General features: G+C 28.7%; 36 protein-coding genes. 35 read left to right on the forward strand and 1 reads right to left on the reverse strand.

Annotation, left to right across the window (positions count from 1 at the left end; all coding sequences use genetic code 11):
• Positions 1-12: 12 nt before the first annotated feature.
• From ACYUET_RS02700 to ACYUET_RS02805, 22 genes are all read left to right on the forward strand, one after another.
• Positions 13-177 carry a hypothetical protein gene (locus ACYUET_RS02700; protein ID WP_460277688.1) on the forward strand — a complete coding sequence of 55 codons (165 nt, stop codon included), beginning with the start codon at positions 13-15 and terminating at the stop codon, positions 175-177.
• A gap of 57 nt (positions 178-234) precedes the next feature.
• Complete coding sequence (locus ACYUET_RS02705) at positions 235-402, forward strand: hypothetical protein (protein WP_460277690.1); 168 nt, start codon at positions 235-237, stop codon at positions 400-402.
• A 57-nt stretch (positions 403-459) separates the two neighbouring features.
• Positions 460-681: a hypothetical protein gene (locus ACYUET_RS02710; protein WP_460277692.1), complete on the forward strand. Its 222-nt coding sequence runs from the start codon at positions 460-462 to the stop codon at positions 679-681.
• Positions 662-865 carry a hypothetical protein gene (locus tag ACYUET_RS02715; protein ID WP_460277694.1) on the forward strand — a complete coding sequence of 68 codons (204 nt, stop codon included), beginning with the start codon at positions 662-664 and terminating at the stop codon, positions 863-865. Before ACYUET_RS02710 ends, ACYUET_RS02715 begins: the two co-directional genes overlap by 20 nt.
• Positions 866-975: 110 nt before the next feature.
• Positions 976-1,983, forward strand: coding sequence for a tyrosine-type recombinase/integrase (locus ACYUET_RS02720; RefSeq protein WP_460277696.1), 1,008 nt, complete (start codon positions 976-978; stop codon positions 1,981-1,983).
• 19 nt (positions 1,984-2,002) lie between these two features.
• Entirely contained in the window at positions 2,003-3,043 is a 1,041-nt protein-coding gene (locus ACYUET_RS02725; protein ID WP_460277698.1) for a nucleoid-associated protein, read from the forward strand.
• A gap of 88 nt (positions 3,044-3,131) precedes the next feature.
• The gene (locus ACYUET_RS02730) at positions 3,132-3,836 is read left to right on the forward strand and encodes an ORF6C domain-containing protein (protein WP_460277700.1); all 705 of its coding nucleotides are present in this window, start codon (positions 3,132-3,134) and stop codon (positions 3,834-3,836) included.
• 12 nt (positions 3,837-3,848) lie between these two features.
• Positions 3,849-4,241, forward strand: coding sequence for a RusA family crossover junction endodeoxyribonuclease (locus ACYUET_RS02735; RefSeq protein ID WP_460277702.1), 393 nt, complete (start codon positions 3,849-3,851; stop codon positions 4,239-4,241).
• 85 nt (positions 4,242-4,326) lie between these two features.
• Positions 4,327-4,671 (forward strand): hypothetical protein, encoded by a 345-nt coding sequence (locus ACYUET_RS02740; RefSeq protein WP_460277703.1) that lies wholly within the window; start codon positions 4,327-4,329, stop codon positions 4,669-4,671.
• 10 nt (positions 4,672-4,681) lie between these two features.
• The gene (locus ACYUET_RS02745; protein ID WP_219778054.1) at positions 4,682-4,897 is read left to right on the forward strand and encodes a hypothetical protein; all 216 of its coding nucleotides are present in this window, start codon (positions 4,682-4,684) and stop codon (positions 4,895-4,897) included.
• A 2-nt stretch (positions 4,898-4,899) separates the two neighbouring features.
• Positions 4,900-5,148, forward strand: coding sequence for a hypothetical protein (locus ACYUET_RS02750; protein WP_460277705.1), 249 nt, complete (start codon positions 4,900-4,902; stop codon positions 5,146-5,148).
• A 4-nt stretch (positions 5,149-5,152) separates the two neighbouring features.
• Complete coding sequence (locus ACYUET_RS02755) at positions 5,153-5,674, forward strand: transcriptional regulator (RefSeq protein ID WP_460277707.1); 522 nt, start codon at positions 5,153-5,155, stop codon at positions 5,672-5,674.
• A 90-nt stretch (positions 5,675-5,764) separates the two neighbouring features.
• On the forward strand, positions 5,765-6,574 hold the full coding sequence (locus ACYUET_RS02760) for a hypothetical protein (RefSeq protein ID WP_460277708.1): 810 nt from the start codon (positions 5,765-5,767) through the stop codon (positions 6,572-6,574).
• A 229-nt stretch (positions 6,575-6,803) separates the two neighbouring features.
• Positions 6,804-7,466, forward strand: coding sequence for a DUF4145 domain-containing protein (locus ACYUET_RS02765; protein ID WP_460277710.1), 663 nt, complete (start codon positions 6,804-6,806; stop codon positions 7,464-7,466).
• A 197-nt stretch (positions 7,467-7,663) separates the two neighbouring features.
• Positions 7,664-8,644 carry a hypothetical protein gene (locus ACYUET_RS02770; protein WP_460277712.1) on the forward strand — a complete coding sequence of 327 codons (981 nt, stop codon included), beginning with the start codon at positions 7,664-7,666 and terminating at the stop codon, positions 8,642-8,644.
• A gap of 58 nt (positions 8,645-8,702) precedes the next feature.
• Positions 8,703-8,870 carry a hypothetical protein gene (locus ACYUET_RS02775; RefSeq protein ID WP_460277714.1) on the forward strand — a complete coding sequence of 56 codons (168 nt, stop codon included), beginning with the start codon at positions 8,703-8,705 and terminating at the stop codon, positions 8,868-8,870.
• Between the two features lies 1 nt (position 8,871).
• Positions 8,872-9,030, forward strand: a complete 159-nt coding sequence (locus ACYUET_RS02780; protein ID WP_460277716.1) for a hypothetical protein — start codon at positions 8,872-8,874, stop codon at positions 9,028-9,030.
• Between the two features lie 36 nt (positions 9,031-9,066).
• Positions 9,067-10,014, forward strand: a complete 948-nt coding sequence (locus ACYUET_RS02785; protein WP_460277718.1) for a terminase small subunit — start codon at positions 9,067-9,069, stop codon at positions 10,012-10,014.
• The gene (locus ACYUET_RS02790) at positions 10,007-11,365 is read left to right on the forward strand and encodes a PBSX family phage terminase large subunit (RefSeq protein WP_460277719.1); all 1,359 of its coding nucleotides are present in this window, start codon (positions 10,007-10,009) and stop codon (positions 11,363-11,365) included. The genes ACYUET_RS02785 and ACYUET_RS02790 overlap by 8 nt, the downstream gene beginning before the upstream one ends.
• A complete protein-coding gene (locus ACYUET_RS02795) occupies positions 11,365-12,879 on the forward strand; it encodes a phage portal protein (protein WP_460277720.1) in 1,515 nt (504 codons plus the stop codon). The genes ACYUET_RS02790 and ACYUET_RS02795 overlap by 1 nt, the downstream gene beginning before the upstream one ends.
• 2 nt (positions 12,880-12,881) lie before the next feature.
• Entirely contained in the window at positions 12,882-14,627 is a 1,746-nt protein-coding gene (locus tag ACYUET_RS02800; protein ID WP_460277721.1) for an exonuclease SbcC, read from the forward strand.
• Positions 14,606-14,758 carry a hypothetical protein gene (locus ACYUET_RS02805; RefSeq protein ID WP_460277722.1) on the forward strand — a complete coding sequence of 51 codons (153 nt, stop codon included), beginning with the start codon at positions 14,606-14,608 and terminating at the stop codon, positions 14,756-14,758. The genes ACYUET_RS02800 and ACYUET_RS02805 overlap by 22 nt, the downstream gene beginning before the upstream one ends.
• A gap of 258 nt (positions 14,759-15,016) precedes the next feature.
• Here ACYUET_RS02805 and ACYUET_RS02810 read toward each other — a convergent pair whose 3' ends face one another.
• On the reverse strand, positions 15,017-15,181 hold the full coding sequence (locus ACYUET_RS02810) for a YjzC family protein (RefSeq protein WP_460277723.1): 165 nt from the start codon (positions 15,179-15,181) through the stop codon (positions 15,017-15,019).
• A 226-nt stretch (positions 15,182-15,407) separates the two neighbouring features.
• On the opposite strand from ACYUET_RS02810, the gene ACYUET_RS02815 reads away from it, so the two are divergent.
• From ACYUET_RS02815 to ACYUET_RS02875, 13 genes are all read left to right on the forward strand, one after another.
• Positions 15,408-16,028 carry a phage scaffolding protein gene (locus ACYUET_RS02815; RefSeq protein ID WP_460277724.1) on the forward strand — a complete coding sequence of 207 codons (621 nt, stop codon included), beginning with the start codon at positions 15,408-15,410 and terminating at the stop codon, positions 16,026-16,028.
• Between the two features lie 23 nt (positions 16,029-16,051).
• Entirely contained in the window at positions 16,052-16,444 is a 393-nt protein-coding gene (locus tag ACYUET_RS02820) for a hypothetical protein (RefSeq protein WP_460277725.1), read from the forward strand.
• A 15-nt stretch (positions 16,445-16,459) separates the two neighbouring features.
• The gene (locus tag ACYUET_RS02825; protein WP_460277726.1) at positions 16,460-17,509 is read left to right on the forward strand and encodes a major capsid protein; all 1,050 of its coding nucleotides are present in this window, start codon (positions 16,460-16,462) and stop codon (positions 17,507-17,509) included.
• Between the two features lie 56 nt (positions 17,510-17,565).
• Positions 17,566-17,775: a hypothetical protein gene (locus ACYUET_RS02830; RefSeq protein ID WP_460277727.1), complete on the forward strand. Its 210-nt coding sequence runs from the start codon at positions 17,566-17,568 to the stop codon at positions 17,773-17,775.
• Positions 17,776-17,777: 2 nt separating this feature from the next.
• Positions 17,778-18,098, forward strand: coding sequence for a hypothetical protein (locus tag ACYUET_RS02835; protein WP_460277728.1), 321 nt, complete (start codon positions 17,778-17,780; stop codon positions 18,096-18,098).
• On the forward strand, positions 18,098-18,484 hold the full coding sequence (locus tag ACYUET_RS02840) for a hypothetical protein (protein ID WP_460277729.1): 387 nt from the start codon (positions 18,098-18,100) through the stop codon (positions 18,482-18,484). Before ACYUET_RS02835 ends, ACYUET_RS02840 begins: the two co-directional genes overlap by 1 nt.
• Position 18,485: 1 nt before the next feature.
• Positions 18,486-18,890 (forward strand): hypothetical protein, encoded by a 405-nt coding sequence (locus ACYUET_RS02845; protein WP_460277730.1) that lies wholly within the window; start codon positions 18,486-18,488, stop codon positions 18,888-18,890.
• A gap of 2 nt (positions 18,891-18,892) precedes the next feature.
• Positions 18,893-19,720 (forward strand): hypothetical protein, encoded by an 828-nt coding sequence (locus ACYUET_RS02850; protein WP_460277731.1) that lies wholly within the window; start codon positions 18,893-18,895, stop codon positions 19,718-19,720.
• Between the two features lie 2 nt (positions 19,721-19,722).
• Positions 19,723-19,995 carry a hypothetical protein gene (locus ACYUET_RS02855; protein ID WP_460277732.1) on the forward strand — a complete coding sequence of 91 codons (273 nt, stop codon included), beginning with the start codon at positions 19,723-19,725 and terminating at the stop codon, positions 19,993-19,995.
• 1 nt (position 19,996) lies between these two features.
• Entirely contained in the window at positions 19,997-21,415 is a 1,419-nt protein-coding gene (locus ACYUET_RS02860) for a phage tail sheath subtilisin-like domain-containing protein (RefSeq protein WP_460277733.1), read from the forward strand.
• A gap of 12 nt (positions 21,416-21,427) precedes the next feature.
• Positions 21,428-21,838, forward strand: a complete 411-nt coding sequence (locus ACYUET_RS02865) for a phage tail tube protein (protein WP_460277734.1) — start codon at positions 21,428-21,430, stop codon at positions 21,836-21,838.
• Between the two features lie 76 nt (positions 21,839-21,914).
• A complete protein-coding gene (locus ACYUET_RS02870) occupies positions 21,915-22,349 on the forward strand; it encodes a phage tail assembly chaperone (RefSeq protein WP_460277735.1) in 435 nt (144 codons plus the stop codon).
• Positions 22,350-22,625: 276 nt separating this feature from the next.
• Positions 22,626-26,372, forward strand: coding sequence for a phage tail tape measure protein (locus tag ACYUET_RS02875; protein WP_460277736.1), 3,747 nt, complete (start codon positions 22,626-22,628; stop codon positions 26,370-26,372).
• Positions 26,373-26,374 lie beyond the last annotated feature (2 nt).

Below are 26,374 nucleotides of genomic sequence, written 5' to 3' on the forward strand. Positions count from 1 at the left end.
GGAGTGAATGTTATGGAGTATAAAAAAGCAAAAATTATTAAAGTGGATAAGTTTGACATTGAAAATGGTATTAAAGTGGGAGATATTGTTGAGGTTAGACAATATAGACAACATGGATACAAAGATAGACATGATGAAATATATACAGAAGACCAACTGGATTTCAATATTAAATAATTCGCAATACTATTATTTAGACAAGTTGTAAATTTGACGAAAGAAAGGTTGATGGTAATGTTTATATTTAAAAAAGATTTTGAGGATGATTCTACCAATATAAAATATAAAAAGGGACAGGAATTATTAATTGAATTAGGCGAAGAGGGACTATGTGTTGATGGTATTTGGATATGTGATATAGATAGTGATATATATAACGAATATGTGAAAGAAATAAACTAATTTTACACAATACTATTATTTAGACAAGTTGTAAAAAGTACGAAGGAGAGATAAGGAATGAAATATTATTATTTCGTAAGTTATGTATGTCAAGATGCATTAAATAGAGGAATGGGTTATGGGAATCTTTTCTTTGATACATTTTTTAAAATAAGAAATAAAGATGATGGTGACTTAGTAATTAAAGAGATTGAAAAAACTGGAGTAAGTAAAATAACTATAATGAATATAACATTACTAGACATGGAGGAGATTAAAAATGAGTTGTCAAGCAGTTAAAAATGGTGAAGTTAAAACAAAAGGTAAGCCAAGTATTGAATATCATGATAACAATGGAAAACCAGTATATTACTGTTATGGTTGGATTGATTATGGTACAGAAGGTTTAATATCAACGTGTTTAAATTGTGAAAAGAATGTGATATATGCACAAAGAGATTTAGAAAAAATAAATGAGAATTAGTTCACAATACTACTACAGGATGAAATAACTAAATAGAGAATGAAGTGGAGATATTTTTGTAAAACTTCATTCTCAATAAATAATCAATTTCATAAGAGGGGGAAGAGAAAATGAGCAACTTAAACGAAGAAGTAAGCATTAAATTAATAGGAAAATTAACATTGTTATTACCTTTTTTAGAACAAAAATTAGATTTGCAATTAGAAATTAAAAGATCTATAGATGAGACTTTATACAACTATGAAGTACAAACAAAATGTACAGAACTAGTTTGTAGTGATATAGAAGAAAAGGCTCAATTATATCTTGCTTGTAAGAAACTAGAAGGTTTAAGCAGTAAGACATTATATAATTACAGATTATTTCTTAATAAGCTAGATCAATATTTTACTAAACCATGCTCTACTATAAGCACAATGGATTTAAGAATGTTCTTGGCACTCTTAGGAAAAGGTAAGAAAGCAAGTACTGTTAATGGATATATAACTTGTTTAAAAAACTTCTTCGGATGGTTGCAATCAGAGGAATACATTTTAAATAATCCAGCTTATAAGCTAAAACAAACAAAGGTGCCAAGAATCATTCAGCAACCTTATAAAGCAGAGAATCTTGAAAAATTAAGAGAAGGATGTAAAACAGAAAGAGAAAAGGCATTGTTTGAATTGTTAGATAGTACAGCTTGCAGAATTAGCGAGATAGACAATATTGCTTTAGATGATATTAACTGGTCAGAACAAAGCATAAAGGTAACAGGAAAAGGAAGTAAAGAGAGAATAGTTTATTTTTCTACTAAAGCTAAACTTCATATGCAAGAATATATAAATACAAGAAAAGGAGAGTCAAATTATTTATTTATATCACAAAAAGCACCATATCAAGTAATAGGAACCAGAGCTCTACAGTTAATTATTAAAAAGATAAGGGATAGGACAGATGTAACTGAAAGGGTTCATGCTCATAAATTTAGAAGAACTCAGGCGACTAGGCTATTAAATAGCGGAATGAGGATTGAAGGAGTTCAAGGAATTTTAGGCCATACTACTCCAACTACAACTCAGATTTATGCGCAATTAAGTCAGGAAAACTTAAGGAATGAATATAGAAGATTAGTAGTTTAATAATTTAGGAGAAAAGATAATGGAATATATAAATGATATTAATATAAATCAAGCTGTAATTCATGTATTAGATAGAAATGCAGCAGAACCAGTTTTAAATGAATATATGTTAGAACTAAATGAAGAAGTGTACAAGTTCTTATATAAGCATGTAGAGAAATGCTTAAAAGATGATGAACTTAAATATGCAAAATTTTTGCAAGGTACTAATACTGTTAAGGAATGTGTTAAAGATTATTTAAATGGAATAGATAATGATTTAATATCTGTTTCAAAAAAATTAGCTAGACAATTATTTGCTGTAATGCAACTAGATGAAAATATTCCATCATGTGATTTAATTGTTATATCTTTAATTACAGATAAAGGGTCAATGATTGGAATTTTAAAGATGGATTATATTAAAAATTTTACACATGAAATTCAATTTATAGATGAAAAAATAGGAGTAGATATAGTACAACAAACAGCAGGGCTTCCAGGAAGAGGTCAAAAAGTTCAAAAGGCAGCTTTTATAAAACCTTTTAGAGAAGATGATTTATTTAATCTTTATGTTTTAGATAAGAAAAAGAGAACTAAGGAAGATACAGAGCTAGGAATTAATTTATTCTTATCAGATTATTTATACTCTTCAATAGTTACAAATGAGAGGGATATGACAAAAGAATTTATTCAAGCAAGTGAAAACTTTGTAAGAAGAGCTATAGTAAATGATGCAGTTCTAGCTGAAAAAGTTAGAAGTACAATTAAAAATAAGTTAGAAGAAAATGATTCAATAAACTTAGATGAATTAGCACAAGAGTTATTTAAACATGACAATAACTTAAAAGAAAGCTTTACTACAGATTTAAAGATGAAAGCTATAACAGAAGATGTAGCAATAGATAAAACTTACATTGAGAAAAAATTAAAGCGAGTAAGACTTAATATTGATAAAGAAATTGATCTTTATATCAATAAAGAAACTTATAATGATAAAAATAAATTTGAGATTATAAAAAATGGTGATGGATCAATTAACTTAGTGATTAAAAATGTTACTAACTATATAGAAAAGTAAAAAAACTAAATATGAGAGTTTAAAAATGCTACGATACTAGTTTTATATTCTCATATGATAATCATTTGATAATAAGGAGGACAAGCAAATGAATGAATTAATAAAATTAAATACAACAGACACTGGTATGAAAACAGTAAGTGCAAGAGAATTATATTTAGGGCTAGGATTAAATAAATCTCAATGGTCAAGATGGTATACAACTAATATAGTAAATAATGAATTTTTCCATGCAGGGCACGATTTTGTAGGGGTTCGACTTGATGTCGAGGGTAATGAAACACAAGATTTTGCTATTAGCTTAGAATTTGCAAAACATATTGCAATGATGGCGAGAACAGAAAAATCTCATGAGTATAGAAACTATTTTATAGAATGTGAGAAAAAAGCTTTTAAAGTTAAACAATTATCACCTATGGATCAATTAAGACTTCAATATCAAGTTTTGGGAGAACATGAGGAAAAGCTTAATAAAGTTGAAAGTAAGGTAAATACTTTAGAAAATAACATGACAATAGATCATGGCCAAGCATGCAATATTAAGTTGGCTGTAGATATAGAAGTCAAAAAACTATGCTGTGGGAATGAAAGTGCTGCATACCAAAATAAAAAGATTAGAAGTAAAGTTTATAGATATGTCTGGAGAAGTATTAAGGAGTATTTCAACATTACTGCTTATCACAATCTATTAAGAAAAGATATTGATACAGCAATTAATTATATTAGCAGTTTAAAATTGCAAGGTGGTTTATTAAGAGAAGTTCAAGAAACTAATAATCAAATGTGTTTTTAATGGGAGGTACAAATGATAGTAGTAGAAGGAAAAATTAAGGGTAAAGCTCGTCCAAGAGTATTTGGTAGACATGCAGTAACACCTGAAGATACTGTTAACTATGAAAACTGGGTAAAGATTTGTTATCAACAACAGGATGGAAAACATATTGATGGTCCAGTTAAAGCAGTAATTAATGTTTATCATAAAGTACCTAAGAGTTACACAAAAAAGAGATTAAAAGCTATAAGAGAAGGACTAGAACGTCCACAAAAGAAACCAGATGCAGATAATATAGCAAAGATAATTTTAGATTCACTAAATAAAATTGCTTATGATGATGATAGTCAAGTAGTAGAGCTTATAGTTAATAAACTATGGACTGAGGAATTGGAAAGAGTTGAATTTGAATTACAGCAACTCTAATTATTCATAAATAAACAGAGTTACAAGCCTGTAGACAAGCTAAATTGAAATATGTACAGGCTTAGCAATTCATAAGGAGGATAAGATGAATCCAGAATTATTAATGGAAAATTTGGATAAATGTATTTTAGCACTATCTAAAGGTAATATAGAGCTTAAAACATTAGGATTAAAGAAAGCTGAAACAGAGAAAAAATACAGAGTAGCATTAGCTCAAGAAATATTGAAACTTAAGACAGAGAAGTATCCAGCTACTTTAATTATATATATGGCCAAAGGAAATAAAAGAGTAGCAGAGTTAAGACTTAATAGAGATATAGCAGAATCAGCTTACTTTGTAGCATTAGATGCAGTAAATAATTTAAGGTCAGAAATTGAAATATTAAGGTCAAAGCTTACCTGGATGCGAACAGAATTAAAAAATAGTTAGGGGGATTAACATGGAATATAAATTTTTAAATATGTGGAACAATGTAAAAACTATAGGAAATAAGGCTATTGTAGAGCAACTTAAAAATATAGATTTAGAGGTAGGACAAACATATGAGGTAAAAAAGAATACAGCTGTAAATATCTATTCAAGTGTTAGATTAAAAGTCATATCTATAAAGGAAAATGAAGTTTTATTAAAGATTGTAGATAAAAAGAGGATATAGCTATGAGCAAATTTTTAATAAATTTAAGTTACAAAGATTGCTGTATATTAAAACACGCATTAAGAGATAAATTAAAATTAAAAAAGAATGTATATGAAGGATTAAAAATGTTAGATGATTGTGACCATGGTTTTTTATCAAAAGAATCGAAAAATGAATTAAAAGAGTGCAAAGAAGAAAGCAAAACTTTAGAAAGATTTACAGAAGAAATAGAACGTAATAAAGAAAATCATCACATGAAGGCTAGGTGATAAGATGGATAAAGAATTGTTTGATAAAACAGAAGATCAGCTTAAACGTTACTATAGATATAAAAATAAAATTAATAAAAAATATCGAAAAGTTGAAATGCTAGAGGATCAAATTAAAGTTATAGATAATCAAATAAGAAATGTTCATAACTATATTAGCTTAGATACAATGCCACCAGGAGCAGGATGTGGAGAAAGAGTTCAATCAAGTATTAGTGGAAGCTCTTATATGGAAAAGCAAATGGAGAATGAGGTTACTAAACTAGAAAAAAGAAAAGTAGAAAAGATAAGGCAAAAGATTAAAGCAGAATCTAAAATAATGGACATGCAATCTTTTATAAGAATTATGGATACTAATATAGAAATGCTTAATGAAGAAGATAAAAGATTTATAGAGCTGAAATATGGAGATGAAAAAGAAGTACCTTATATAGCAATGCAACTTAATATGGCTCAAGCTACTGCTTACAGACATAGGGAAGAATTAGTTGAGAATATTGCTGATTCTATGTGGATGTATAAATAATAGAAAAAGGCATCTAGTTATTTAGATGTCTTTATATTGTTTGTTACAGAATTATTTGGTAAAATTACCTAATGAAAGGGGAGGAGAATGATGAATAAAATATCATTAATAAGAGATACTTTAGTAGTGATAACTACAGCGGCAACTATATTAGGTATATTTATAAAAGCATTAAATAATTTGTTATTAGATTGTATAAGAAATAAATATATAAACGTGCCTGGAAAGCAATCTAATTTTGATGCAGTAACTAGAAGCGTAAGTTATATGCTTATATCCGTTAGTATAATTAATTCATTTATAAGATTAGGAGTAATAATATATAATCCAAGCACACTTATAAATACCACTGTTATTCCTGAAAATGGGATTCAAGTAATAGCATTAATTATTGCTATGTTGTTTACATTTATAGTAATATATACAACTCAACTATTTTTGTACTCAATAGAAGAAGCAAGAAAAAAATTAGAAGAAAAATTTAAAAATGAAATTAAAAAACAGAATAAAAAAACTATATTTGATAATAAGTGGATAAATATTGCTAATAAGATAATATCAATAATTTTTACCGGCTCAAGCATTGCTTTAATACTTTTTGTATACATACCGAATGGAATAAAATTACAAAATAGAGGTGAAATACTTACAATAACATTTTTTGGTTTAGTAAGTTTAAGTACATTCATAATATCAAATAGTGTAACACCAATTGTTAATACATTAAAAAATGAATATTTATATTATTTAGTTACAAAATCAGAAACTGTAGTATGTAAATTTTTCTTAGAATATCCAGAATGCTACTTAGTTATAGAAAAGGGAAGTGAAAGGTATATTAATAAAAGTGAAGTAAAAGAAATTAAAAAATATCATGATAAGAAAATGAGAAGAATTTGAGAAAAATAATTAAAAATAACATTTATAATAATAAGTAAGAGGTATCTATTAGGACATGCCCTTACATGTAATACTGAATATCTTGGGTTATTGACCATATAACCTCTCATAAATTCTCGATCCCCTTTTATATTTTTATGTAAATATATAGAGTAAATGCTTATTACTTGAAATAAAATGGAATTAATTATAAAATAAAAGAAAAATGTTGTAAATTAGGGGGATTAAATTGAAGTATATACAACCAGAATATAAGAAAAAGAGCTTTACATGTCCTAGCTGTGGAGCAATAACAGAACAAAAATGGGATTATAGAACTATGTATAAAGATAGAACCCAAAGAAAATTTACCTTTGACTATATTACATGTTCTAACGAGAATGAAAATAAAGAATTGGCAGTAGCAACATGTAATGTTTGTGGGGGATATTCTTTTTGGATAAATGAAAAAATGATTTTACCAAACGAAATTAATGTACCACTTCCAATAGAAGAAATGCCAGAAGAAATTAAAAAAATATATGATGAAGCACGTAATGTGTATCCAATATCACCTAAAGCTTCAGCAGCACTTTTAAGATTAGCAATACAACATTTATGTAAGCTTTTGGGAGAAAAAGGAAAGAATATAAATGATGATATAAAGGAATTAGTTAAGAAAGGACTTCCTGTACAGATACAACAAGCTTTAGATTCTATAAGGGTAATAGGTAACAATGCTGTTCATCCAGGAACAATAGATTTTGATGATGATAATAATTATGCTATTCAGTTATTTAATATGTTAAATATAATAGTTAATGATAGAGTAATACAGCCTAAAAAAATTGAAGAAATTTATAAATCGTTACCTCAAAATGTATTATCTGGTATAGAAGAAAGAGATAAATAAGAATTATAGCTTTTCTTTAAGACTATTTTTAAATTAGGAAATTATAAGTAGTTTAAATAAAAATGCTCTGTATTAACCGGAAATTTAAGTTTATGTTTGAATGTCTTATGTAGGTTATATATGGAGTATTTTTGTTATTATAAATAAGGAACTTAATAATCTAATAACAAATTGTATACAAAAAAGGAAGGAAAAATATGAAGAATGAGAAAAATACACATTTAAATAAATATATATATTTTATTATATTTTTAATTCTATTGATATCCACTATATATTGTATATCTAGATCAATTGGAAATTCTAATATTGTAATACAATCTAATCAAGAATATACCAAAGATCAGATAGATGCTATAAATGCAGTAGCGGATAGTACTGTAAGCAAGATAAATAATATAATAGCTGTTACAGCTATATTTTTTACTATAATTGTTGCATCAATATCTTTTTTTCAATTCATAAAAATGAAGGACATAGATGAAGTTGTAAAAAGAGCAGAGAATTTAGAAAAAAGTATTGAATCAAGCAAATTTCAAATTAAAAAATTAAATATAGAGTATGAAAAAATGAACATAATGAGAGAAAACTTAGAACTAATAACAGCTAAAACACAAATGGAATTTAATATTCATAAAATTGCAGATATTATTAATACTGAATGTTACTATGTTAAAGATATTATTGAAATAATAGATAAAACAATAGAATTAGATAAAATATATCCTAATATATTAGATAATTATGAAAAGGCTAAGTTATATTATAGAAAAGGATTAGAATATAATAAGATGTCTAAAAAACAATCTCTAACAGAATTTTATAAAGCATTAAATTATATGAAGACTTTAGATATGCATCAAATTGTATATTTAAATTTTACTGAGCAAATATGCCGTGATATTATAGAGATTGAGCGAAGTAATGAAAATATAGGAAATGTTAAAGAATTAATTAATAATATGAGAGATATAATTGAACACTGGATAAGCGATAAGTTTTTAGGTATAGAAGCAATGGATTTTGACATGTTTATTGATACAATGATTGAGTGTTCATCTTATTATGAAGAATTAAGTAAAAAAGAATTAATAAAACTATATCAAGATGGATATTTAAGTAGATTTGAGAAATATAAAAACTTTAAAGAGTTAATGGAAGAAATTTTAAAGAATTAATTAGAACTCTAAAAATAGGGTTCTTTTTTAATACAATAAAATAGAAAGAAGGGAGAAAATGAAAGTTAAATGCTATGTAAGATTTAAAGGTAAAGAATTAAGGTGCTTATGTAAGAAAGATAATCCAGGGTGTGATAGATATAAAAGTTGCAATAAAACAGAAGTAACATTGGATCAATATAAAGGATGGAGAGAATGTTTTAAGAATAGTGAAAGGAGAAGATAACATGATAGCACCATTAGAAAATCCATGCATGAAATGTTGTTTTAATTGTAAAAGATATAAAACAGTAAAAGAAATGAAAAGTAAGTGTGAAACTTATAAAGAACGTAATAGAATTATTAATAGGGAAATATATAAATCTAAAAAAGAAAGAAGGTCATAGCTTGTATATAATGAATTGAGGTGGTGACAGTGAGGTATGGCTAGAGAGAAATATGAATTAGCAGAAGAAGATTATATAAAAGGAATGAAGTATAAAGAAATAGCAGAAAAGTATGATGTATCTATTAATACAGTTAAGTCTTGGAAGACTAGATATAAATGGTGCAAAGATAAAAAAAGTATGCACACAAAAAACAAAAAGGTATGCACACAAAATAAAAGTGGTGCAAGTATAAAAAAGAATAAAGAAAATAATAAAGAGCCTATTGCAGATGAAGTTAAAGAAGTCATGGAGAATGAAGAACTTAACGACAAGCAAAGGCTCTTTTGTGTTATATATGCTAAAAGACAAAATGCTACTAAAGCCTATCAGAAAGTATATAAGTGCACATATGAAACGGCTATGGTTAATGGAAATAAAATGCTTAGAAATACTAAGATAAGAGAGCAAATAGATAAGTTACTAGAAATGGAACTAAATAAGGAGTTTCTTAAGAAAGGATTAATACAACAATATAAAGATATAGCATTTTCAGATATTGGTGATTACATTAAGTTTGGTAAAAAGTATAAGTTAGTATGGACTAAAGATAAGAATGATAAGGATATACCAGTTATAGATCCTAATACTGGAGAACAAAAGATAAATGAATATAGTTATGTGGATTTAAAAGAAAGTACAATGGTTGATACAAGTTTAATAACGGAAGTATCTGAGGGAAAAGACGGAATAAAATTTAAGTTAGCAGATAAGATGAAAGCTATGGAAGTATTGTCTAAATTGAGCAATCTATTATCTGATGAAGAAAAGACTAGACTTGATTTAGAATACAAGAAATTACAAGGTCAAAAACTGCAGGCCGATATTGAAAAGATTAAGGCTGAAACTAATAGAATTACTGATAATGATGAGATAGAGGTTGAAGATGATGGATTCTTAGAAGCACTAAAGGGAAAAACAGCGCAGGTATGGAACAATGAGTAAGAAAAAGAAAAAAGAAAAAGTATTTAAGTTCCAACCTTTTAGCGATAAACAAATTCAAGTATTAACATGGTGGAATCAAGTATCTCCAGTACACGATAAAGATATATTAATAGCAGATGGTTCGGTAAGAGCAGGAAAAACAGTTGTAATGTCATTGTCATTTATAATGTGGGCAACAGAGGAATTTGATGATGAAAACTTTGCTTTATGTGGTAAGACAATAGGTTCATTAAGAAGAAATGTTATAAAACCACTTAAGAAAATGTTAAAAGGTAGAGGTTATAAATGTAAGGATCATAGAAGTTCAAATGAAAACTATCTTACTATATCTAAAAACGGACATAGTAATGATTTTTATTTATTTGGTGGTAAAGATGAAGGATCACAAGACTTAGTACAAGGTATTACATTAGCGGGAGTACTATTTGATGAAGTTGCTTTAATGCCACAATCATTTGTTAATCAAGCTACTTCAAGATGCTCAGTTGATGGTGCTAAAATGTGGTTTAATTGTAATCCAGATGGACCATATCACTGGTTTAAAACTGAATTTTTAGATAAATTAGAAGAAAAAAACGCAGTACATTTACACTTTACTATGGATGATAATTTAAGTTTATCTGAAAGAGTAAAAGAAAGATATAAAAGAATGTATTCAGGAATATTCTATAAACGATATATATTAGGATTGTGGTGTCTTGCAGAAGGTGTCATTTATGATATGTTCAATGAAGATATTCATAAAGTAAAAACCATAAAAAGAAGGTATGAAAAGTATTATGTGAGTATAGATTATGGTACTCAAAATGCTACAGTATTTCTATTATGGGGATTATGTGAAGGTAAGTGGTATATAGTTAAGGAATATTACTATAGCGGACGAAATACAGGAATACAAAAAGCAGATGTTCAATATTCTAAAGATTTAAAGAAGTTTTTAGGAGATATAATTCCAGTTAAAATTATAATAGATCCAAGTGCAGCAAGTTTTATAAAACAGTTACGTGACGATGAATTTAAAAATATATTATCAGCCAATAATGATGTATTAGATGGAATAAGAACTGTCGCAAGTGCATTAAGTATTGGCTTATTTTACGTTAATGATTGTTGCAAAAACACTCTTAAAGAATTTAGCTCTTATGTTTGGGATGCTAAAAAAGGAAATAAGGGCATAGAAGAAGTTATTAAAGAAAATGACCATGCTATGGATGCAATAAGATACTTTATCTATACAATATTAAGATTTAAAGTTGATGAATATGATGATGGAATTTATCAAAAAGGAAAAGGTGTTGTTAAAACTGCAACTACTGATCCATATAATAGAAAAGGAGGAACAGTATTTTAATGGAACAACAAGCAAAGAGTATAAGAGATACGTTGCTTAATCTCCCTGATAATGAAATAGCAGAAAGAAAACGTATCTTTACTGACTATTATTTTTATAGAGGTAAGTCTATAGATTTAGATAAAGCAAAAGATAACCCGGCTTTATATGGTCAAAATTGGCCAATAGATGATGTTGTTGATTATAAGCCTACACAAGACATTAGAAATAAGGTTAAACCGTTGCTTAAGAAACAAGCACGTTGGATGTTTGGTAAGAAACCTACTTTATCCTTTAAAGCTGATGATTTAAAGGATAAAGAACAATGTGAGGAATTAAGAAAGTTTATAGAGGATGTATTTGAAAACAATAATTTCTGGAATAACACTAGAAAAGCTTTTTTAGAAGCTACTATAAAGAAAAGAGTATTACTTAGAGCAGAAGCTAATCCAGGACAACCAGTAGTAATTAAATATGAAAGTATAGAGAATTTCTTTTACAAAGAGAAGAATGGAAAGCTATTAAAAGCTATTTTCTTTGAAGAAGATGAAATGAATGTCTATAGAGAAGAGGATAAGGATAAAATTTATTATCTTCATACTTATTATTATAAAGTCAATGAAATAACTAAATCACTTCAAGCTTGGTATAGAAAAGAAACTTATATAAATACAGATTTACAAAAGGAATTAACAATAGATCAAGATACAGGATTTTCTACTATTCCATGCTGGTTAATTCGTAATGGTGGAGAATTAAATAATACTTTTGGTGAAAGTGATGTTACAGATTTAAGAGATGCTCAAAATCAATACAATAGGAGAAATAGTGATTTTGCTGATGCATTAAGATTTCAAATGTTTGGCTCTGAAAGTATTATTGATGGAAAAGAAGAAGATGTAAATAAGTTAAATGTTGCACCAGGAGCGTTACATGCTATAAGAACATCAGATGAAGCATTGACACAAGGAAAACAAGCAACTGTTCAAAAGCAAGAATATAATATAGGAAATAGTGAAGCTATGAATTCTTATCTAGATAGAGCAGATAGTGACATGAAAGAAACGTTAGATATGCCTAAAATAAGTGATTTAAATAATATTCCAAGTGCTAAGGCTATGATTTACTTATATAATGACTTAATAGCTAGAATGGAAGAAAAATTTAATGATTGGGAAAAACCTTTATTATCTTTAATAAATTTTATTATTGAAGTAGGTTCAATATGTTATCCAGGTATATTTAATAAAGCTTGGACTAATTTAAAATATACTAAAATAATAAAGCAAAATTATCCTATTCCTAACGATATTGATGAAAAGAAAACTTTAGCTATGAAAGAAGTAGAGGCAGATGTACGAAGCAAAAAATCATATATTAAAGAATATAGTGATGAAGAAGATGCAAAAAAGGCATTTGATGAAATATTGGAGGAAAAAGCACAGATAATTAATGCTGAAACTGACCAGTACAGTAAAGGCTTGGATGATGATTTAGAAGATATAGATAATAAAACTAATAGTGAAGGTAAATAATCATGACTACTTATCAAGAAGTTGTTTTAAATGCTAGAAAGAAGTTTTTAATGTTAAATAAAATACAGGAAAAAGAGTTATTAAATTTATATAAAGAATTAGCAAATCAATTACAAAATGATATAGCTGCTTGTAGAACATCTTCTCAAGATGCTTATTTAAGAAAATTAAATGAAATAGTACAAGTTAATATTAACCAGTTAAACTCTCAATTAAGTGCAATGGTAAAAGCTAATATAGAAACTAGCTCTCAAATTGCAAGTACAGTTGAGAGTTTTTATTATCAGCAAATTACAGATGATTCAGTATTATCAACTATGTTTAATAATGTAGTTTTAAATACATCAAGAAAAACCGTAACTAAACTTATTCAAGGTGCTTATTATGAAGATGGTAAAACATTAGATCAAAGACTTTGGAACATAACTAAAAGCAATGCTAAAGATATAGATACTTTAATTAAAGTTAATGTATTAAAGGGTGCAAATGCTAGAGAATTAGCACTGCAGGTAAATAAGTATGTTAATCCAACTAAAGTATTAGAAGCTCATGCACTAGAAGATGGAATGAGTGAAAAGATAGCTTATCAATCACAAAGATTAGCTAGAACTTCAATTACTCATGCTTTTGCTGAAACAACTATTGAAAATGCTAAGAATAATCCATTTAATAAGGGAATCAAATGGAACTTAAGTGCTAGTCATAGTTTTAGGATGCATGGTAAAACAGATATATGTGATGATTATTCTGGTAGAGTATTTAAACCAAATGAAATACCACTTCAACATCCAAATTGTTTATGTTATTTCACTGAAGAAAATATAGATATTGACCAAGCTATTAAAGAATTGAAAGAATGGAACAATGGTGGAACTAATCTTAAATTAGATAAATGGTATAAAGAAAATAATAAAAATAATGAATTAAATCAAAGCATAAGTGATATAATTAAAGGAAGAAAAAAAGCATTTAAACCAGCTAAAAATATTAAAAAAGCAGAAGGATTTGTTAAAGATATTTTAGGTATAAGAAATGTAAGTTATAAGGGTTGTGACTTAGCAACAGCTAACGAATGGAATAAAGGATTATATGAGAGTTTTAATAAATTCCCAGAATTAAAGAATAACTTTGGATTTGTAGGAGAATGTCATGAAAGAAATACTAACTTAAAGCCTATAGCTAAGCAATATTATTTAGATAGATTAATAAAAGACAATCCTAAAGTTGCTGAAAATAACATTGAATTATTAAAAAAATATGCAGATAAACAAGTAAGAACCTTAATGAAAAATGTATCAGTTAGCAAAAATACATTTGCACAAAGTTGGTCTCCAAGGACAGAAGTATTTAAAGGATTTAGAGGTGTAACAGTTAATAGAGATTGGGGAAAGAACTCTGAAATATTTAAATCTGCATTAAGTGATAATGTAAAATCTAAATTTCATCCTGAATACTGTGATACTATTAAATCAGTATTAGATCATGAAATAGGACATCAATTGGATGATTTACTTAAGATAAGTGAAATAGAAGAAATACAAGATCTGTTTGATAGTAAAACTAATTTACAATTAACAGAAGAAATATCTCAATATTCTTGGAATAATGATAATTCTAACAAATATGGAGAGTTTATAGCAGAAGGATGGGCGGAATATTGTAATAATCCTACCCCAAGACTTATAGCTAAAAGGATAGGTGAAACTATAGAAAGGGTATATAAAGAATGGAAAAAGAAGAATTTATAATGCAAGCTAAAAAATTAGGGTATTCTAAAGAAATTATAAGTGAAATTATAAAAAATCATGAGCAAGCAGAAAAGAATGGAATTAAAATGTCTTATGAAATTGAACTTGAAAATTTACCAGTATCATATTAACAACAAAAATGAGAAGATTTTGAGAAAAACTTGAGAACTTTTCAAAGTCATATATGCTAAACTAAATATAGTAGGTATTATGATTAAGCACTTAGAGGAATCTAGGTGCTTTTATTATGCAAAATTTAAGGAGGAGTATAGATGCATCACTATATAACCCAATACGAAGAAAATGGGAAAAAATACGCAGAAGCTTGGATACAAATAAACATATTTAATATCTGCTTCTGCATATGGAAAAAGAAAATTGAGATCTAATTATTTTTTAGTCCATTTATTTCCCTTTGATTGAGTAGGTGGCAATCTATCACCAGAATCAATCTTAACAGTTCTTGCATGAGGAACAGTACCACCACGAGGACCAACTTCCTTATATTTTCCTGCTGGTTGATTGTCTGTTCCAGGTTTAATTAAATCACTCATAGCTAATAACTCCTTTCATGATATTTCAGCAATTAGCTGATAAGAATATTTTAGCATAATATAGAAATTAAAGTAAAATAATGTTATTTCAAATTCATAATAAGGAGTTATTTTTAGTCTTTTTAGCTTAATTACAGACACTAAATATTAATTAAGCATAAATACTCTAACGTGGTTCAGTAGCACGTAAAAAACTGTAATTAGAGATCAAGGAGGAATTAGAACAATGGCAAATATTAAAGACATTATAGGAGAAGAAGCATACAATGCTCTTTCAGAAGATAAAAGAAAAGAATTAGGCAATAAAGACTTTGAAGATATAAGTGGAGGTGCCTTTATTCCAAAGAGCAGATTTGATCAAGTAAATGAACAGGCTAAAGAATATAAAAAGCAAGTTGGAGAACGAGATACTCAAATTTCTAAACTAAAAGATGAATACAAAGATGTTGATGGACTAAAAGAAAAAGTTGAAAAGCTTGAATTAGATAATAAAACTCAAAAAGAAGGATATGAAAAGCAATTAAATGATATTGCTTTCGATAATGCTTTAGAAAAGGCGTTAGGAGCATTCAATGTTAAAGATAAAGTGTCAGTTATGGCTCATATCGATAGAAAGAAACTTCATTTAGATGGTGAATCTATTACAGGATTAAAAGACCAAATAGAACCACTTAAAACAAGTCATGATTTTTTATTTGAGAAAGAAATAAAAGGAACTGGTTCATTTAATTCTGGTGGTTCAGAACCAAATAATAAAGAACCAAACCAAGAACATATTGCTACAAGATTAGCTAAAAGACATGCAGAAGCAGCTAAGTCTAAAGGCATTTTAGATTTTGCAAAATAAATTAATTTAAGGAGGGATGCAAAATGCATCAAAGTTCATATGAAGTCATAGGAGGACAAAAAAAACTAAGATTAATTGCTGGTGATCACTTTATTTCTCTACCTATGAAAATTAAAAAGTCAGATGTTTCAACTGTATTAAATTCTGATGAAGTGTTAGAAGCTGGAACATTAATAACCATTAGTGGAAAACCAGTAACATCAACAAATACTAGTACGGATGTTTATGGAATTGTATATCAAGATATTAGTTTTAAAGGCTCAATGTCACCAACCTCAAATCCTGGAGATGCAACAGAAGTTGTACCTATATTCATTCATGGAGTTCTATATGAGTCAGCAGTTAAATTTAATGCTGATGTTACCATTAAAGCAGTAGAAAAAGCTGCATTAAAACAAATTATATTTGGAGCATAAGGAGGAATCTTAATTATGAAATTAAATGATTTTATAAATTCACAGGCTATAGCTTTATATATGAAAGAGTTACCTGCTGAAAATACAATTGATAGGTCTTTGTTCCCGGATAGAAAAGTAACAGGAACAAAATTAGAGCAGGCAAAAGGTGCAAAACGAAAAGCCGTAGCTTTAAGACAAAGTACATTTGATGTAGCAGCAAAAATGAGAGCATTAAATGCTAAAGTAACAGTTAAGTCAACAGAAATTCCTTTCTTTAAAGAAGCAATAGGAATTGATGAAACTACTAGAAGAGAAATTATTAATGCTATGAATGCTAATAATCAAAATCTAGTTGATGCAGTTTTAGATCAAGTTTATGAAGGACAAGTAAATTTAATAAGAGGTGCTGAAATAGTAGCAAAGAAAATGAGAGCTAGTGTAATTCAAAATGGATTATTGAACTTTACTTCTAAGGATGGCGATATTGTAGTTGACTATGGAGTCCCTTCAAATCATAAAGTTGTATTAACTGCTGATGCTAAGTGGACAAATCCAGCAGCTGATATAGTTGGAGACGTTAAAAAGTTTCAAAAATCTATAACTGATGATCATTATGCAAAGCCAACTATTTTATTATTAACTGAAAGTACTTTTGATAAGACTTTCTTAATTAATACAGTTATTACAAATCACATAAAGAATAGTAATTTAAATACATCCTTAATTCTTTCTCAAGCAAATTACTTACAATTTGCAAAAGAAGTTCTAGGATTAACAGTTATCTTTTTAGAAGATACTACTTATATCCCAGAGGAAGGGGAAAATCCAGTACCTTATTATGAAAATGGAAAAATTACTCTTATGAGTGGTGCTACATTAGGTGATACTGTATATGGAACTACACCAGAAGAATATGATAAACAAAGTGGCTCTGGTAAATTAGATACTACTATGGTAGGAACAGGAGTTGCAGTTACAACAATGGTAAAAGAAGATCCAGTTACTGTAGACACAAAAGTTTCAGTAATGCCTATTGTAAGTTTCGATAGAGCAGATGAAGTATTCTTTGGAATAGTATATTAATTGGAGTAGTCAAATAAGGCTACTCTTTAATTTAAATCAAGAAAGGAAGATTTAGCATGGCTAAAGAAAAAACTTATCCAGCAATAGCAAATCAAAATATTAAATATGATGGAAAATTTATAAATAAAGATGAAAAATTCAAAGTAAAAGTTAGTGATGTAGATGAATTAAAGCAATTTGCAAAGATAGATATACCAGAGGGTGAAGAAGATAATCAAGATCTTAATGGAGATGGTGGACAACAAGGAGATGGTGGAGGAGAATAATTATGAAACTTATACCTTTAGAAATATTAAAAATAAATCTTAATGAAAACCAGTATCCAGTATTTTCAGATCTGGAACTACAAAATTTACTTGAAGTGAATGAAAATAATGTTCTTAAAGCTAGTTGGCGTGGCTGTTTAATGAAAGCTAATACAGATAAAAAAATAAAAGTAGGGCCAATAGAAATAGAAAATGCTGATCCTGATTATTGGAATAACCTTGCTAATATTTATCAAGCTGATTATTTACAAGAACAGGCTAATTTAATGCCAAATAAAACTATAGGATATAAAACATCTATGAGAAGGGTAGATGGCTGTTAATGAGTAAGTTAAAAGCTAAAAAGATTATTGAAGCAATAAATAAAGGTATAACAGCTAATCCTACTGAAATAAGCATTAAACAAATTAAGAAAATAGAAGTTGATGGAGCTTTTGAAAAGGTAGAAGTTAAAAGAAACCTAAAAGTAATTATTTATTTAGAAGATAATTTTAATAAGATTTCTATAGAGAGCAAAACTCAAGGAACTTCTTATAGCTCTAATAGATATAAAATGTTAGCTGATAAAGATGCAGATATAGAAGTTAATCCTAAAGAAGCTATTAGATTTAAATGTTTAGAAGGAAATATGAAAATAGAAGCTACTTATCCTATTGTAGTTGAAAATATTGTTTGTGGTTATTTATGTGATCTTGAAAGGTATGATTAACATGAGCTTTGAAGTTGTTAAATTTATTGATAGAAAAAAAGCAGGAATGGTATTATTATGCCAAGTTATAGCTAAAAGTTTAGAGGGTAAGGCAAAGAATGGTGCTAATTGGAAAGATAGAACATCTAATGCTAGACAAGGTATTAGTTCAGACTCAACTGGAGGAAATGGTAACTACAAAATTTCTCTTAGTCATGGTGTTAGTTATGGAGAAATATTAGAAGAAGGAAGTAAACCACATACTATAACTCCTAAGAATGGTAAAGCATTGTATTGGAAAGGTGCAGCACATCCAGTTAAAAAAGTTAATCATCCTGGTACAGAAGGCTTTCATACTTTTTTAAATACTTTAGAAGAAAGTAAAAGTGAACTAATAAATACAATTACTGAGTATTGGAGTGATTAAAATTGAGACATGGAATAAGACAGAAACTTTTAGATACAGTTAAAAATTTAAAAGGATGCTATGAACCATCCGTACCTAATAAAGATACATTGAAACCTTATGCAGTAGTTTTACAAGGGGCTGATGATGATAATGGAGAAGTAGTAGGCTTTAAAAGGACCATAGAAATATGGTTATATGAGGATAAGACTACTTTTAAAAATCTTGATAAACTTGTAGAAGAAGTAATAAAAGCTTTAAATATGCAAGTAATAGAGGATATTAAGACTAGTGAAACATTTACTTGTATCTTTGATGGTGCTATAGGACAAGACCTCATAGACGAAGAATGGGAAGCAATAACAAGAGGATTAAGATTTACTATTATAGCATTACATGAAGAAGATGAAATTAATAATGATACTTGGTTAACTGCTTTAAATGATTTTACTAAGACTTTTACAAGTCATACAGTATATCTTAATAGCTGGAAAAAGAATTTTGAAATACCTTCAATTCTTTGGAGAGTTCAAAATCAAAGTAAAGAAAGAGAAAATAATAGACTCATAAAAGAAAGTAAAACTCTTATATGTCATATAGCTAGTAACAATAAAAATGAAATTAATAAATTACTTAATGATATAGAAGATCAGCTTATTACTAGTTTAAAAATACCTTTAGATTTAACAGAAAGACGTTATCTTACTATAGAAAGCATAAGTGAAGATAGAGAAGCTGATATGTTATCAAAAGGACAATTAACAGTAAAGCTATTTAGAAGAAAGATGATAGAAGATAATAAACCTGTTATAAATAAAATTTATAGTAAAGGTGAATTAAAGGAGGAGTAGTGATGGAAGATGACTTAAAAAAGGTACAAGAGGAGGAAATTTCAACCGATACACCAAGTATGATAAAAGTAAAACAGGAGGAAATTGAAGTGGCAGAACCGTTAGAAGTTCAAGAAGAAGTTTATCCAACACAAGACTTAATAGATAATTGTGAAGCACTTGGCTACAGAATAGAAGTAGTTGCAGGTGCTTTTTATAATTGCGAAAAAACAGAAATGAAAAAATCTGAATTTAAAGAAATAATTAAAGATTTTTTAGGAAAGAAGGTTGAATAATTTGGCTGGAACATGGAGTGAAACAAATAAACCTAGTATACCAGGTTTTTATAATAGATTTAAAACTATTGCTGAAAAAAGAATTGAAGTAGGTACGAGTGGTACATTAGCTATGCCAGTTAAAAGCAATTGGGGACCAGTTAAGAGTGTTGTATCTATATTAAATGAAAAAGATTTAATAAGGAATTTTGGTAATGATATAAAGTTTACTGCTTATAAGCTAGGCAGATTAGCATTATTAGGACAACCAAAAGAATTATTACTTTACAGATTGACAGATGGAACAGAAAAGGTTGCTTCTTTAAAGTTAAAGAACACAGAACCGTCTCCAACAGATGTTATTACGTTAGAAACTAAATATCCAAGTACAAGAGCATTTAATGTTACTATAAGAACAAATATAGCAGATGCTTCAAAGAAAGATTTACTTATCTTTGAAGGAACTATACTATTAGTTACAATTCAAAATTTAGGTGGAACTATTGATGAAATAGTATCTGCTATAAATAGTTATGAGGATAATGTTTATTTAATTGCTAAAAAGGTTACAGGAGCTACAGGAACATTAGCTAATATAGTAAATCAAGCGTTAACAGGTGGAAATGATGGAGCAACTAAAGTAACTAATGAACATTATTTAGAAGCTATGAATGTTTTTGAAGGATATTCTCTTGATGCATTTGCTTTGGATGGTGTTTCCGATAGTTCATTACAAACTAGTATTAAGATTTGGACAGAAACTCAAAAAAATAATGGAAATAACTTTATTTCTTTCTTAGGTGGTGGAAGTGAAACTACTTTAGTGCAAACTAATATGAAATCAAAAGAATTAAATAATCCTAGTGTAGTTAATATTGCTGATTCAGCCTATTATGAAGAAGTCCTATATTCTCCAGCAGAAGTTGCTGTATATGTTGCAGCATTGTCTATTGGATTAGATTTAAAAGAAAGTATTTGTAATAAAAGAACAATATTTAGTGGTATTAAAAATAAACATAGTAAGCCTGAAGAAGACATTGCCTTAAAGGCAGGTACTTTAATTTTTAGAGAAAATAATGGATCTGTAATAATTGTTGATGATAAAAATACCTTTACAGAATATCAAGATGAAAAAAATGAAGTTTTAGGATATATAAGAGCAGAAAGATTTATTAGCACAGTTGATGAAGATACAACTCTTAGTGGAGATGATTTTATTGGGAAAACTCCTAATGATGACTTAGGTCAAATAACTGTAATAACAGCATTAAAAAAATACTTTGAAGCCTTTATTACTGCAAGAATAATAAAAGATGATTTTACAGTTGAAGTTGATAAAGAATTACAAGTAAATGCTAAAAATGATGAATTCTTTTGGAAATGGAATGCAAATTACATCAATGTAATGAAAAAAATCTATGGAACAGGATATATAAGATAGGAGGGAATTTAGATGCCATTAGATGCAAGTAGAACTATTCATTCAATGTATGCGAAAATACTTATGGATGGAGAAGAACAAACAAATGTTAGTGAATGTACTGCAGAAGTAGCATTAGACAAAAAAGAGTTAAATGTTGTTGGAGATGATTGGACAAGATATAAAAGAGGTACTAAAAAAGGTACAGGAAGTTTTACTGGTTATAAAGTTACATCAGAAATGATTAAAAGAGACTTTAAAAGATTTGAACTTATAGTAGCTTTAGAAGATCCAGAAGCTTATGGATTTGAGAGAATAAGACTTAAGAACTGTATGGCAGATAAAGTTAATCTTGTGAATTTAAAGGTTGGAGACTTAGTTATGGAAGAGTCTCCTTTCACGTTTGAAGGTTATGAATTATTAGATGCAATAGAAGAGGAATAAGAAGCCAGCCTTAGGATTTTAAGATTTCAAGGCTTATTATAATTTAAAAAAATAAATTTAATTGGAGGAATTTATAATGGGAAAAATGACAGATGAACAAATAATGAATATGAAGGAAGAAGATATACTTGCTAAATTAATGGGAACTTATGAAGTTCCAGAAGCTACAGTATTTATAGAAAGGATGGAAATACCAGTTACACTTAAAGGCCTTTCAGAAAAAGAAATAAGCAAAATAAGAAAAGAATGTACTTATACTAGAAAAGTAAAAGGAAAAATTGAAGATAAATTTGATGGAAATGAATTTGATGCAGGATTAATTATTGCATCAACTAGTAATTTTGATTGGAATAATTCTAAATTACTAGAATCAGCTAAAGCAAGTGATGGAAAGCAATTTATAAGAAAAAAATTACTTGCTGGGGAAATTTCAGCGTTAACAGATAAAATATTAGAATTAAGTGGTTTTAACAATGAACTTGAAGAGGTTGAAGATATAAAAAACTCATAGAATCTGGTGGTAAAATTACAGCACTATATAATTTATTTTCAGTGCATAATATAACACCAGATTATTTTTATGGAATAAAGATAAATGATATGGCCAGGAGATTACTCCTGGCTTTTTCTTCATATGAGGTAGAAGAAAAAAATAGGGCTATTAAAAAGGCGAATAGCAGATAGAAGGTGATTCTAACTGGCAATAAAAGAAATATATAGGATAGGTATAGGGCTTGAAGTAACAGGAGATAAAGAGGTAAAACAAAAACTTACTGCTACTGAAAAAATGGCCGAACAAACTAAAAAAAAGATGCAAGTCTTAGGTAAAATCACTGCTAATCCTACTGCTAAATTAAAAGATGATGCATCTAGTAAAATAGATAAATTAAATTCTAAAATTACAAAATTTAAAAGCACAAATATGAATGCCACTGCAAAAATAAATGATCAAGCTTCAAGCAAAATAGATAATTTAAAAAAGAAAACAGATAAATTAAATAACTCAAATGCTAAGATTAAGATAAAAGCAGAGGATGAAGCTAGTAAAACTCTAACTAATATGCAAAATAAAGTTAATGGATGGATAAAAACTGGTGCAAAAAAAATAATATCTATTGGTTTAGCAGGAACAGTTGCTCTTGGTGGAATAGGAATAGGATCTAGCATAAAAACATTTTCTAATTTTGAAAAAGGACTTTCAAATGTAAAAGCTGTAACTAGTGCAACTAATGCTGAAATGAAAACATTAAAAGATACTGCAAAGGATTTAGGAGCAAGTACTGAATGGTCTGCTGTACAGGTTACACAAGCTGAAGAACTTTTAGGTCAAGCTGGGTTTAGTGTACAAGAAACTACATCAGCCTTACCAGGTTTATTAAGTTTGGCTAGTGCTGGGGATTTAGATTTAGCTACTGCTACAGATATAGCTTCAGGTACTTTAAGAGCTTTCAATATAGAAGCAAGTCAAACCGGACATGTTGCAGATGTACTCGCATTAAGTGCTAGTGCTACAAACTCTGATGTAACTGATTTGGGTGAGACAATGAAATATGCTGCACCGGTAGCACAATCTCTAGGAATTTCACTTGAAGATACAGCTGCAGCAGCTGGACTTTTAAGTAATGCAAATATAAAAGGCTCACAAGCAGGTACAGTATTAAGAGCTTCACTTGCAAGATTAGCAAGTCCAACTAAAGAAGCAGCTGGATTAATGAAATATTATGGAATTAATGCATTTGATACTCAAGGAAATATGAAATCTTTAAGTGATGTTGTAGGCAATTTAAATAGTTCACTTGGAAGTTTAACCAGTCAGAAGAGAGCAGATGTAATATCTACTATTTTTGGTACAGAAGCAATGTCAGGTGTACTCGCATTAATGAATCAAGGTGGAAAAGGGTTAGGAGACCTAAGTAAAGAACTTAAAGAGGCTAATGGTGCTTCAAAAGAAATGGCAGATACTAAGTTAGATAATTTAGTAGGACAATGGACTATTTTAAAGAGTGCAGTAGAAGGAGCTCAAATAGAACTCGGGGAAAGATTAGCACCTTATGCTAAGCAATTTGTAACATGGTTAACTAATAAAATGCCAGATATAACAAATGGAATAGTCAAATTCGTAGATTATATAAGTAAGCATACAGAAAAATTAAAAACATTAGCTACAAGTGTAATAGGATTAGGAGTTGCTTTTACAGGCTTTTCGGCAGTAGGGAAATTTAGCAATACAATTACTAGTGTTAGTGGATTAGTAAAAATTCTTAAAGGAGCTAAAGTATCAGGAGAAACCACTGCTATAGCAGGAGGTCTTAAAAATATAGGTTTAATGGGAAAATTACTACCTGCAGTATTAAGTCCAACTGGATTAGCAATAGGAACAGCTGTTATAACTGCTGGAGTAGCTGTATCAAATTATAAAAAGCTTATGAATAGAACCGTTACGACAACAACAGAGGAACTAGGAACGGTTGAAAAAATAATGAATAGTTTAACAGGCAATGTTATTAAATCTAAAAGAGAATTACGGAATGCTGGTCTTATCTATGATGACTTTGGAGAAGGTGTTTCAGATTCTTTCAAAACTGCTGCAAAAGATGCTTCTAAGAGTTTATTAAAAATGGAAATGGATATTAAAAAATTAACTCGTAATGGAAGCATGGATGAATCACATATCAATCAATTTAAAAATTATATAAATGATTTTACTTATGAAGGTATTAATGCTATAAAAGCTAAACAATCTGAGGTTAAGAGTGAACTATCAAAAACATTTAGTTTAGATGGTGTAACATCTGCAGAACAAGGCACTTTAGACTATATGGATAAGTTCTTTGGTGAAGGAGTAAATAAAGAACTTCAAATAAGAGATGAAATGTATAAAATAGGTGATGCTGCAATAAAAGATCATGGTGCTATATTGGATGGAGATATGCAACAAATAAAAGAAAAATTAGCTGAATTGCAAGCAATTAGACTAGAATATGCCAATGCAGAAAATGCTGGAGAACAGGCTTATGCTAGAAGTAAATTTACAAGTGCAGCTGAAAGAGTAACAGGAATTGACGGTGCCAGCGAATTACTTCAAGAAAGAGTAAAGGGACATCAAAGTTCTATAGATGAAATAAAAGGTAAATATGATAGAGCTATTACAGCAACTCAATATCATTTAGATAATGACAAGAATTTAACTGATACAGATAAAACAAATTTACAAAATACAATAAATGAAAATAAAGTGGCAAGAGATAAAGCACTAGAACAGGCAAAAGAAGATTGGCAATCAGATTTAGAAACTTTGTATAATGCTTTCCCAGATGCTAAAGGTAAATTAAATGAAAAAACTGGTGAAAAATTCTCATATGAAGATATAAAAAGAAATCAAACACTTGGAGTAATGACTAATAGTAAATTTGCCGGATTAGCAAATGTAAAAGAAAGTGGAATGTATAGTTTAATAAACAATGAGACGGGAAAATTTGAAAGTGTATATGCAGAAGTAGACAAAGCAACAGGAGAGGTTATTGGAGCATATGCACAATGTAGTGGTCAAGTTGGTGGGTATACTGCTGAAATGGCCGATAATGCTAAAAAATCTGCATTAGAGATAAGTAATAGTAATTCACACATAATATCTACATTAGATACTGTAAAAAGCGCGTCAGTAAATGCTGCTGGTGAAATGATAGGAGATGGTAACAGATTAATAGCTCAATTAGGTGAAGTGCAAACCGCACAAGATGGAACACTATACAGAATTATGAATATAAATGGAACACCTATTAATGTTCAAGTTGATTCAAGTGGTGCAATAACTAATCTTGATGAGGTGCGTATAAAAGCTGAAGAAGCCAGTAGGGGAAGAAGTATTGAAATAACTTCAAGTGCAAATGAAGTCACAGAAGAAGTAAACAATACAACTAATGCAATAAACAGCATTCCAGCAGATACACCTGCTAATATAAGAACAAATGCAGGAGAAGCTAAAGGAATAGTAGATGAGTTATTAGGTAGTTTAAAAGGATTAGGTGGAAAAATATGGACTGCAACAATAAATATTAGCAAAAAGATATTTGGAGCAGGTGATATAAGCAATGAAGAAATAGCTAAAAATATTGATCATCATGCTGATGGTACTTCTTTTTCAAATGCTGGATTAACAACCGTTAATGAAAGAGGTTTGGAATTAACAGAAAGTAAATCTGTACCTATTTTAGGTAGATATAATGGTGAACAACTAGCATATACTAATAGAGGGACTAAAATACTTAATCATATGCAATCAGTACAAGATATGAAAGAAGAGGTATCAAGACAAGTTGATTTTAAAATATCTAAGCAACAGGTTCCTCAACAAATTCAATATCAGATAGTTAAACCTCAACAACAGCTACAAGTTGCAGGAATAGGAGGAGTGAGTTTTGGTGATATTAATTTGAATATTGATGGTAAACAAGATGTTGATGAAATAATTGCACAAGCTACAAAAGAAGTTGCTAGGAAACTAAAGGAAGCCTTTACAAATATTAAAAAGTAATA

Source organism: Clostridium sp. CTA-5, assembly GCF_054768135.1.

What these genes read in the sequence shown, in the direction of transcription:
- ACYUET_RS02770 (WP_460277712.1), top strand. Translation starts at nt 7,664, where the DNA reads ATGAAGAATGAGAAAAATACACATTTAAATAAATATATATATTTTATT.
- ACYUET_RS02790 (WP_460277719.1), top strand. Translation starts at nt 10,007, where the DNA reads ATGAGTAAGAAAAAGAAAAAAGAAAAAGTATTTAAGTTCCAACCTTTT.
- ACYUET_RS02870 (WP_460277735.1), top strand. Translation starts at nt 21,915, where the DNA reads ATGGGAAAAATGACAGATGAACAAATAATGAATATGAAGGAAGAAGAT.
- ACYUET_RS02750 (WP_460277705.1), top strand. Translation starts at nt 4,900, where the DNA reads ATGAGCAAATTTTTAATAAATTTAAGTTACAAAGATTGCTGTATATTA.
- ACYUET_RS02795 (WP_460277720.1), top strand. Translation starts at nt 11,365, where the DNA reads ATGGAACAACAAGCAAAGAGTATAAGAGATACGTTGCTTAATCTCCCT.
- ACYUET_RS02835 (WP_460277728.1), top strand. Translation starts at nt 17,778, where the DNA reads ATGAAACTTATACCTTTAGAAATATTAAAAATAAATCTTAATGAAAAC.
- ACYUET_RS02700 (WP_460277688.1), top strand. Translation starts at nt 13, where the DNA reads ATGGAGTATAAAAAAGCAAAAATTATTAAAGTGGATAAGTTTGACATT.
- ACYUET_RS02825 (WP_460277726.1), top strand. Translation starts at nt 16,460, where the DNA reads ATGAAATTAAATGATTTTATAAATTCACAGGCTATAGCTTTATATATG.
- ACYUET_RS02820 (WP_460277725.1), top strand. Translation starts at nt 16,052, where the DNA reads ATGCATCAAAGTTCATATGAAGTCATAGGAGGACAAAAAAAACTAAGA.
- ACYUET_RS02845 (WP_460277730.1), top strand. Translation starts at nt 18,486, where the DNA reads ATGAGCTTTGAAGTTGTTAAATTTATTGATAGAAAAAAAGCAGGAATG.
- ACYUET_RS02775 (WP_460277714.1), top strand. Translation starts at nt 8,703, where the DNA reads ATGAAAGTTAAATGCTATGTAAGATTTAAAGGTAAAGAATTAAGGTGC.
- ACYUET_RS02865 (WP_460277734.1), top strand. Translation starts at nt 21,428, where the DNA reads ATGCCATTAGATGCAAGTAGAACTATTCATTCAATGTATGCGAAAATA.
- ACYUET_RS02715 (WP_460277694.1), top strand. Translation starts at nt 662, where the DNA reads ATGAGTTGTCAAGCAGTTAAAAATGGTGAAGTTAAAACAAAAGGTAAG.
- ACYUET_RS02735 (WP_460277702.1), top strand. Translation starts at nt 3,849, where the DNA reads ATGATAGTAGTAGAAGGAAAAATTAAGGGTAAAGCTCGTCCAAGAGTA.
- ACYUET_RS02755 (WP_460277707.1), top strand. Translation starts at nt 5,153, where the DNA reads ATGGATAAAGAATTGTTTGATAAAACAGAAGATCAGCTTAAACGTTAC.
- ACYUET_RS02725 (WP_460277698.1), top strand. Translation starts at nt 2,003, where the DNA reads ATGGAATATATAAATGATATTAATATAAATCAAGCTGTAATTCATGTA.
- ACYUET_RS02705 (WP_460277690.1), top strand. Translation starts at nt 235, where the DNA reads ATGTTTATATTTAAAAAAGATTTTGAGGATGATTCTACCAATATAAAA.
- ACYUET_RS02720 (WP_460277696.1), top strand. Translation starts at nt 976, where the DNA reads ATGAGCAACTTAAACGAAGAAGTAAGCATTAAATTAATAGGAAAATTA.
- ACYUET_RS02830 (WP_460277727.1), top strand. Translation starts at nt 17,566, where the DNA reads ATGGCTAAAGAAAAAACTTATCCAGCAATAGCAAATCAAAATATTAAA.
- ACYUET_RS02730 (WP_460277700.1), top strand. Translation starts at nt 3,132, where the DNA reads ATGAATGAATTAATAAAATTAAATACAACAGACACTGGTATGAAAACA.
- ACYUET_RS02840 (WP_460277729.1), top strand. Translation starts at nt 18,098, where the DNA reads ATGAGTAAGTTAAAAGCTAAAAAGATTATTGAAGCAATAAATAAAGGT.
- ACYUET_RS02785 (WP_460277718.1), top strand. Translation starts at nt 9,067, where the DNA reads ATGGCTAGAGAGAAATATGAATTAGCAGAAGAAGATTATATAAAAGGA.
- ACYUET_RS02875 (WP_460277736.1), top strand. Translation starts at nt 22,626, where the DNA reads ATGGCCGAACAAACTAAAAAAAAGATGCAAGTCTTAGGTAAAATCACT.
- ACYUET_RS02780 (WP_460277716.1), top strand. Translation starts at nt 8,872, where the DNA reads ATGATAGCACCATTAGAAAATCCATGCATGAAATGTTGTTTTAATTGT.
- ACYUET_RS02710 (WP_460277692.1), top strand. Translation starts at nt 460, where the DNA reads ATGAAATATTATTATTTCGTAAGTTATGTATGTCAAGATGCATTAAAT.
- ACYUET_RS02760 (WP_460277708.1), top strand. Translation starts at nt 5,765, where the DNA reads ATGAATAAAATATCATTAATAAGAGATACTTTAGTAGTGATAACTACA.
- ACYUET_RS02800 (WP_460277721.1), top strand. Translation starts at nt 12,882, where the DNA reads ATGACTACTTATCAAGAAGTTGTTTTAAATGCTAGAAAGAAGTTTTTA.
- ACYUET_RS02815 (WP_460277724.1), top strand. Translation starts at nt 15,408, where the DNA reads ATGGCAAATATTAAAGACATTATAGGAGAAGAAGCATACAATGCTCTT.
- ACYUET_RS02855 (WP_460277732.1), top strand. Translation starts at nt 19,723, where the DNA reads ATGGAAGATGACTTAAAAAAGGTACAAGAGGAGGAAATTTCAACCGAT.
- ACYUET_RS02805 (WP_460277722.1), top strand. Translation starts at nt 14,606, where the DNA reads ATGGAAAAAGAAGAATTTATAATGCAAGCTAAAAAATTAGGGTATTCT.
- ACYUET_RS02745 (WP_219778054.1), top strand. Translation starts at nt 4,682, where the DNA reads ATGGAATATAAATTTTTAAATATGTGGAACAATGTAAAAACTATAGGA.
- ACYUET_RS02810 (WP_460277723.1), bottom strand. Translation starts at nt 15,181, where the DNA reads ATGAGTGATTTAATTAAACCTGGAACAGACAATCAACCAGCAGGAAAA.
- ACYUET_RS02740 (WP_460277703.1), top strand. Translation starts at nt 4,327, where the DNA reads ATGAATCCAGAATTATTAATGGAAAATTTGGATAAATGTATTTTAGCA.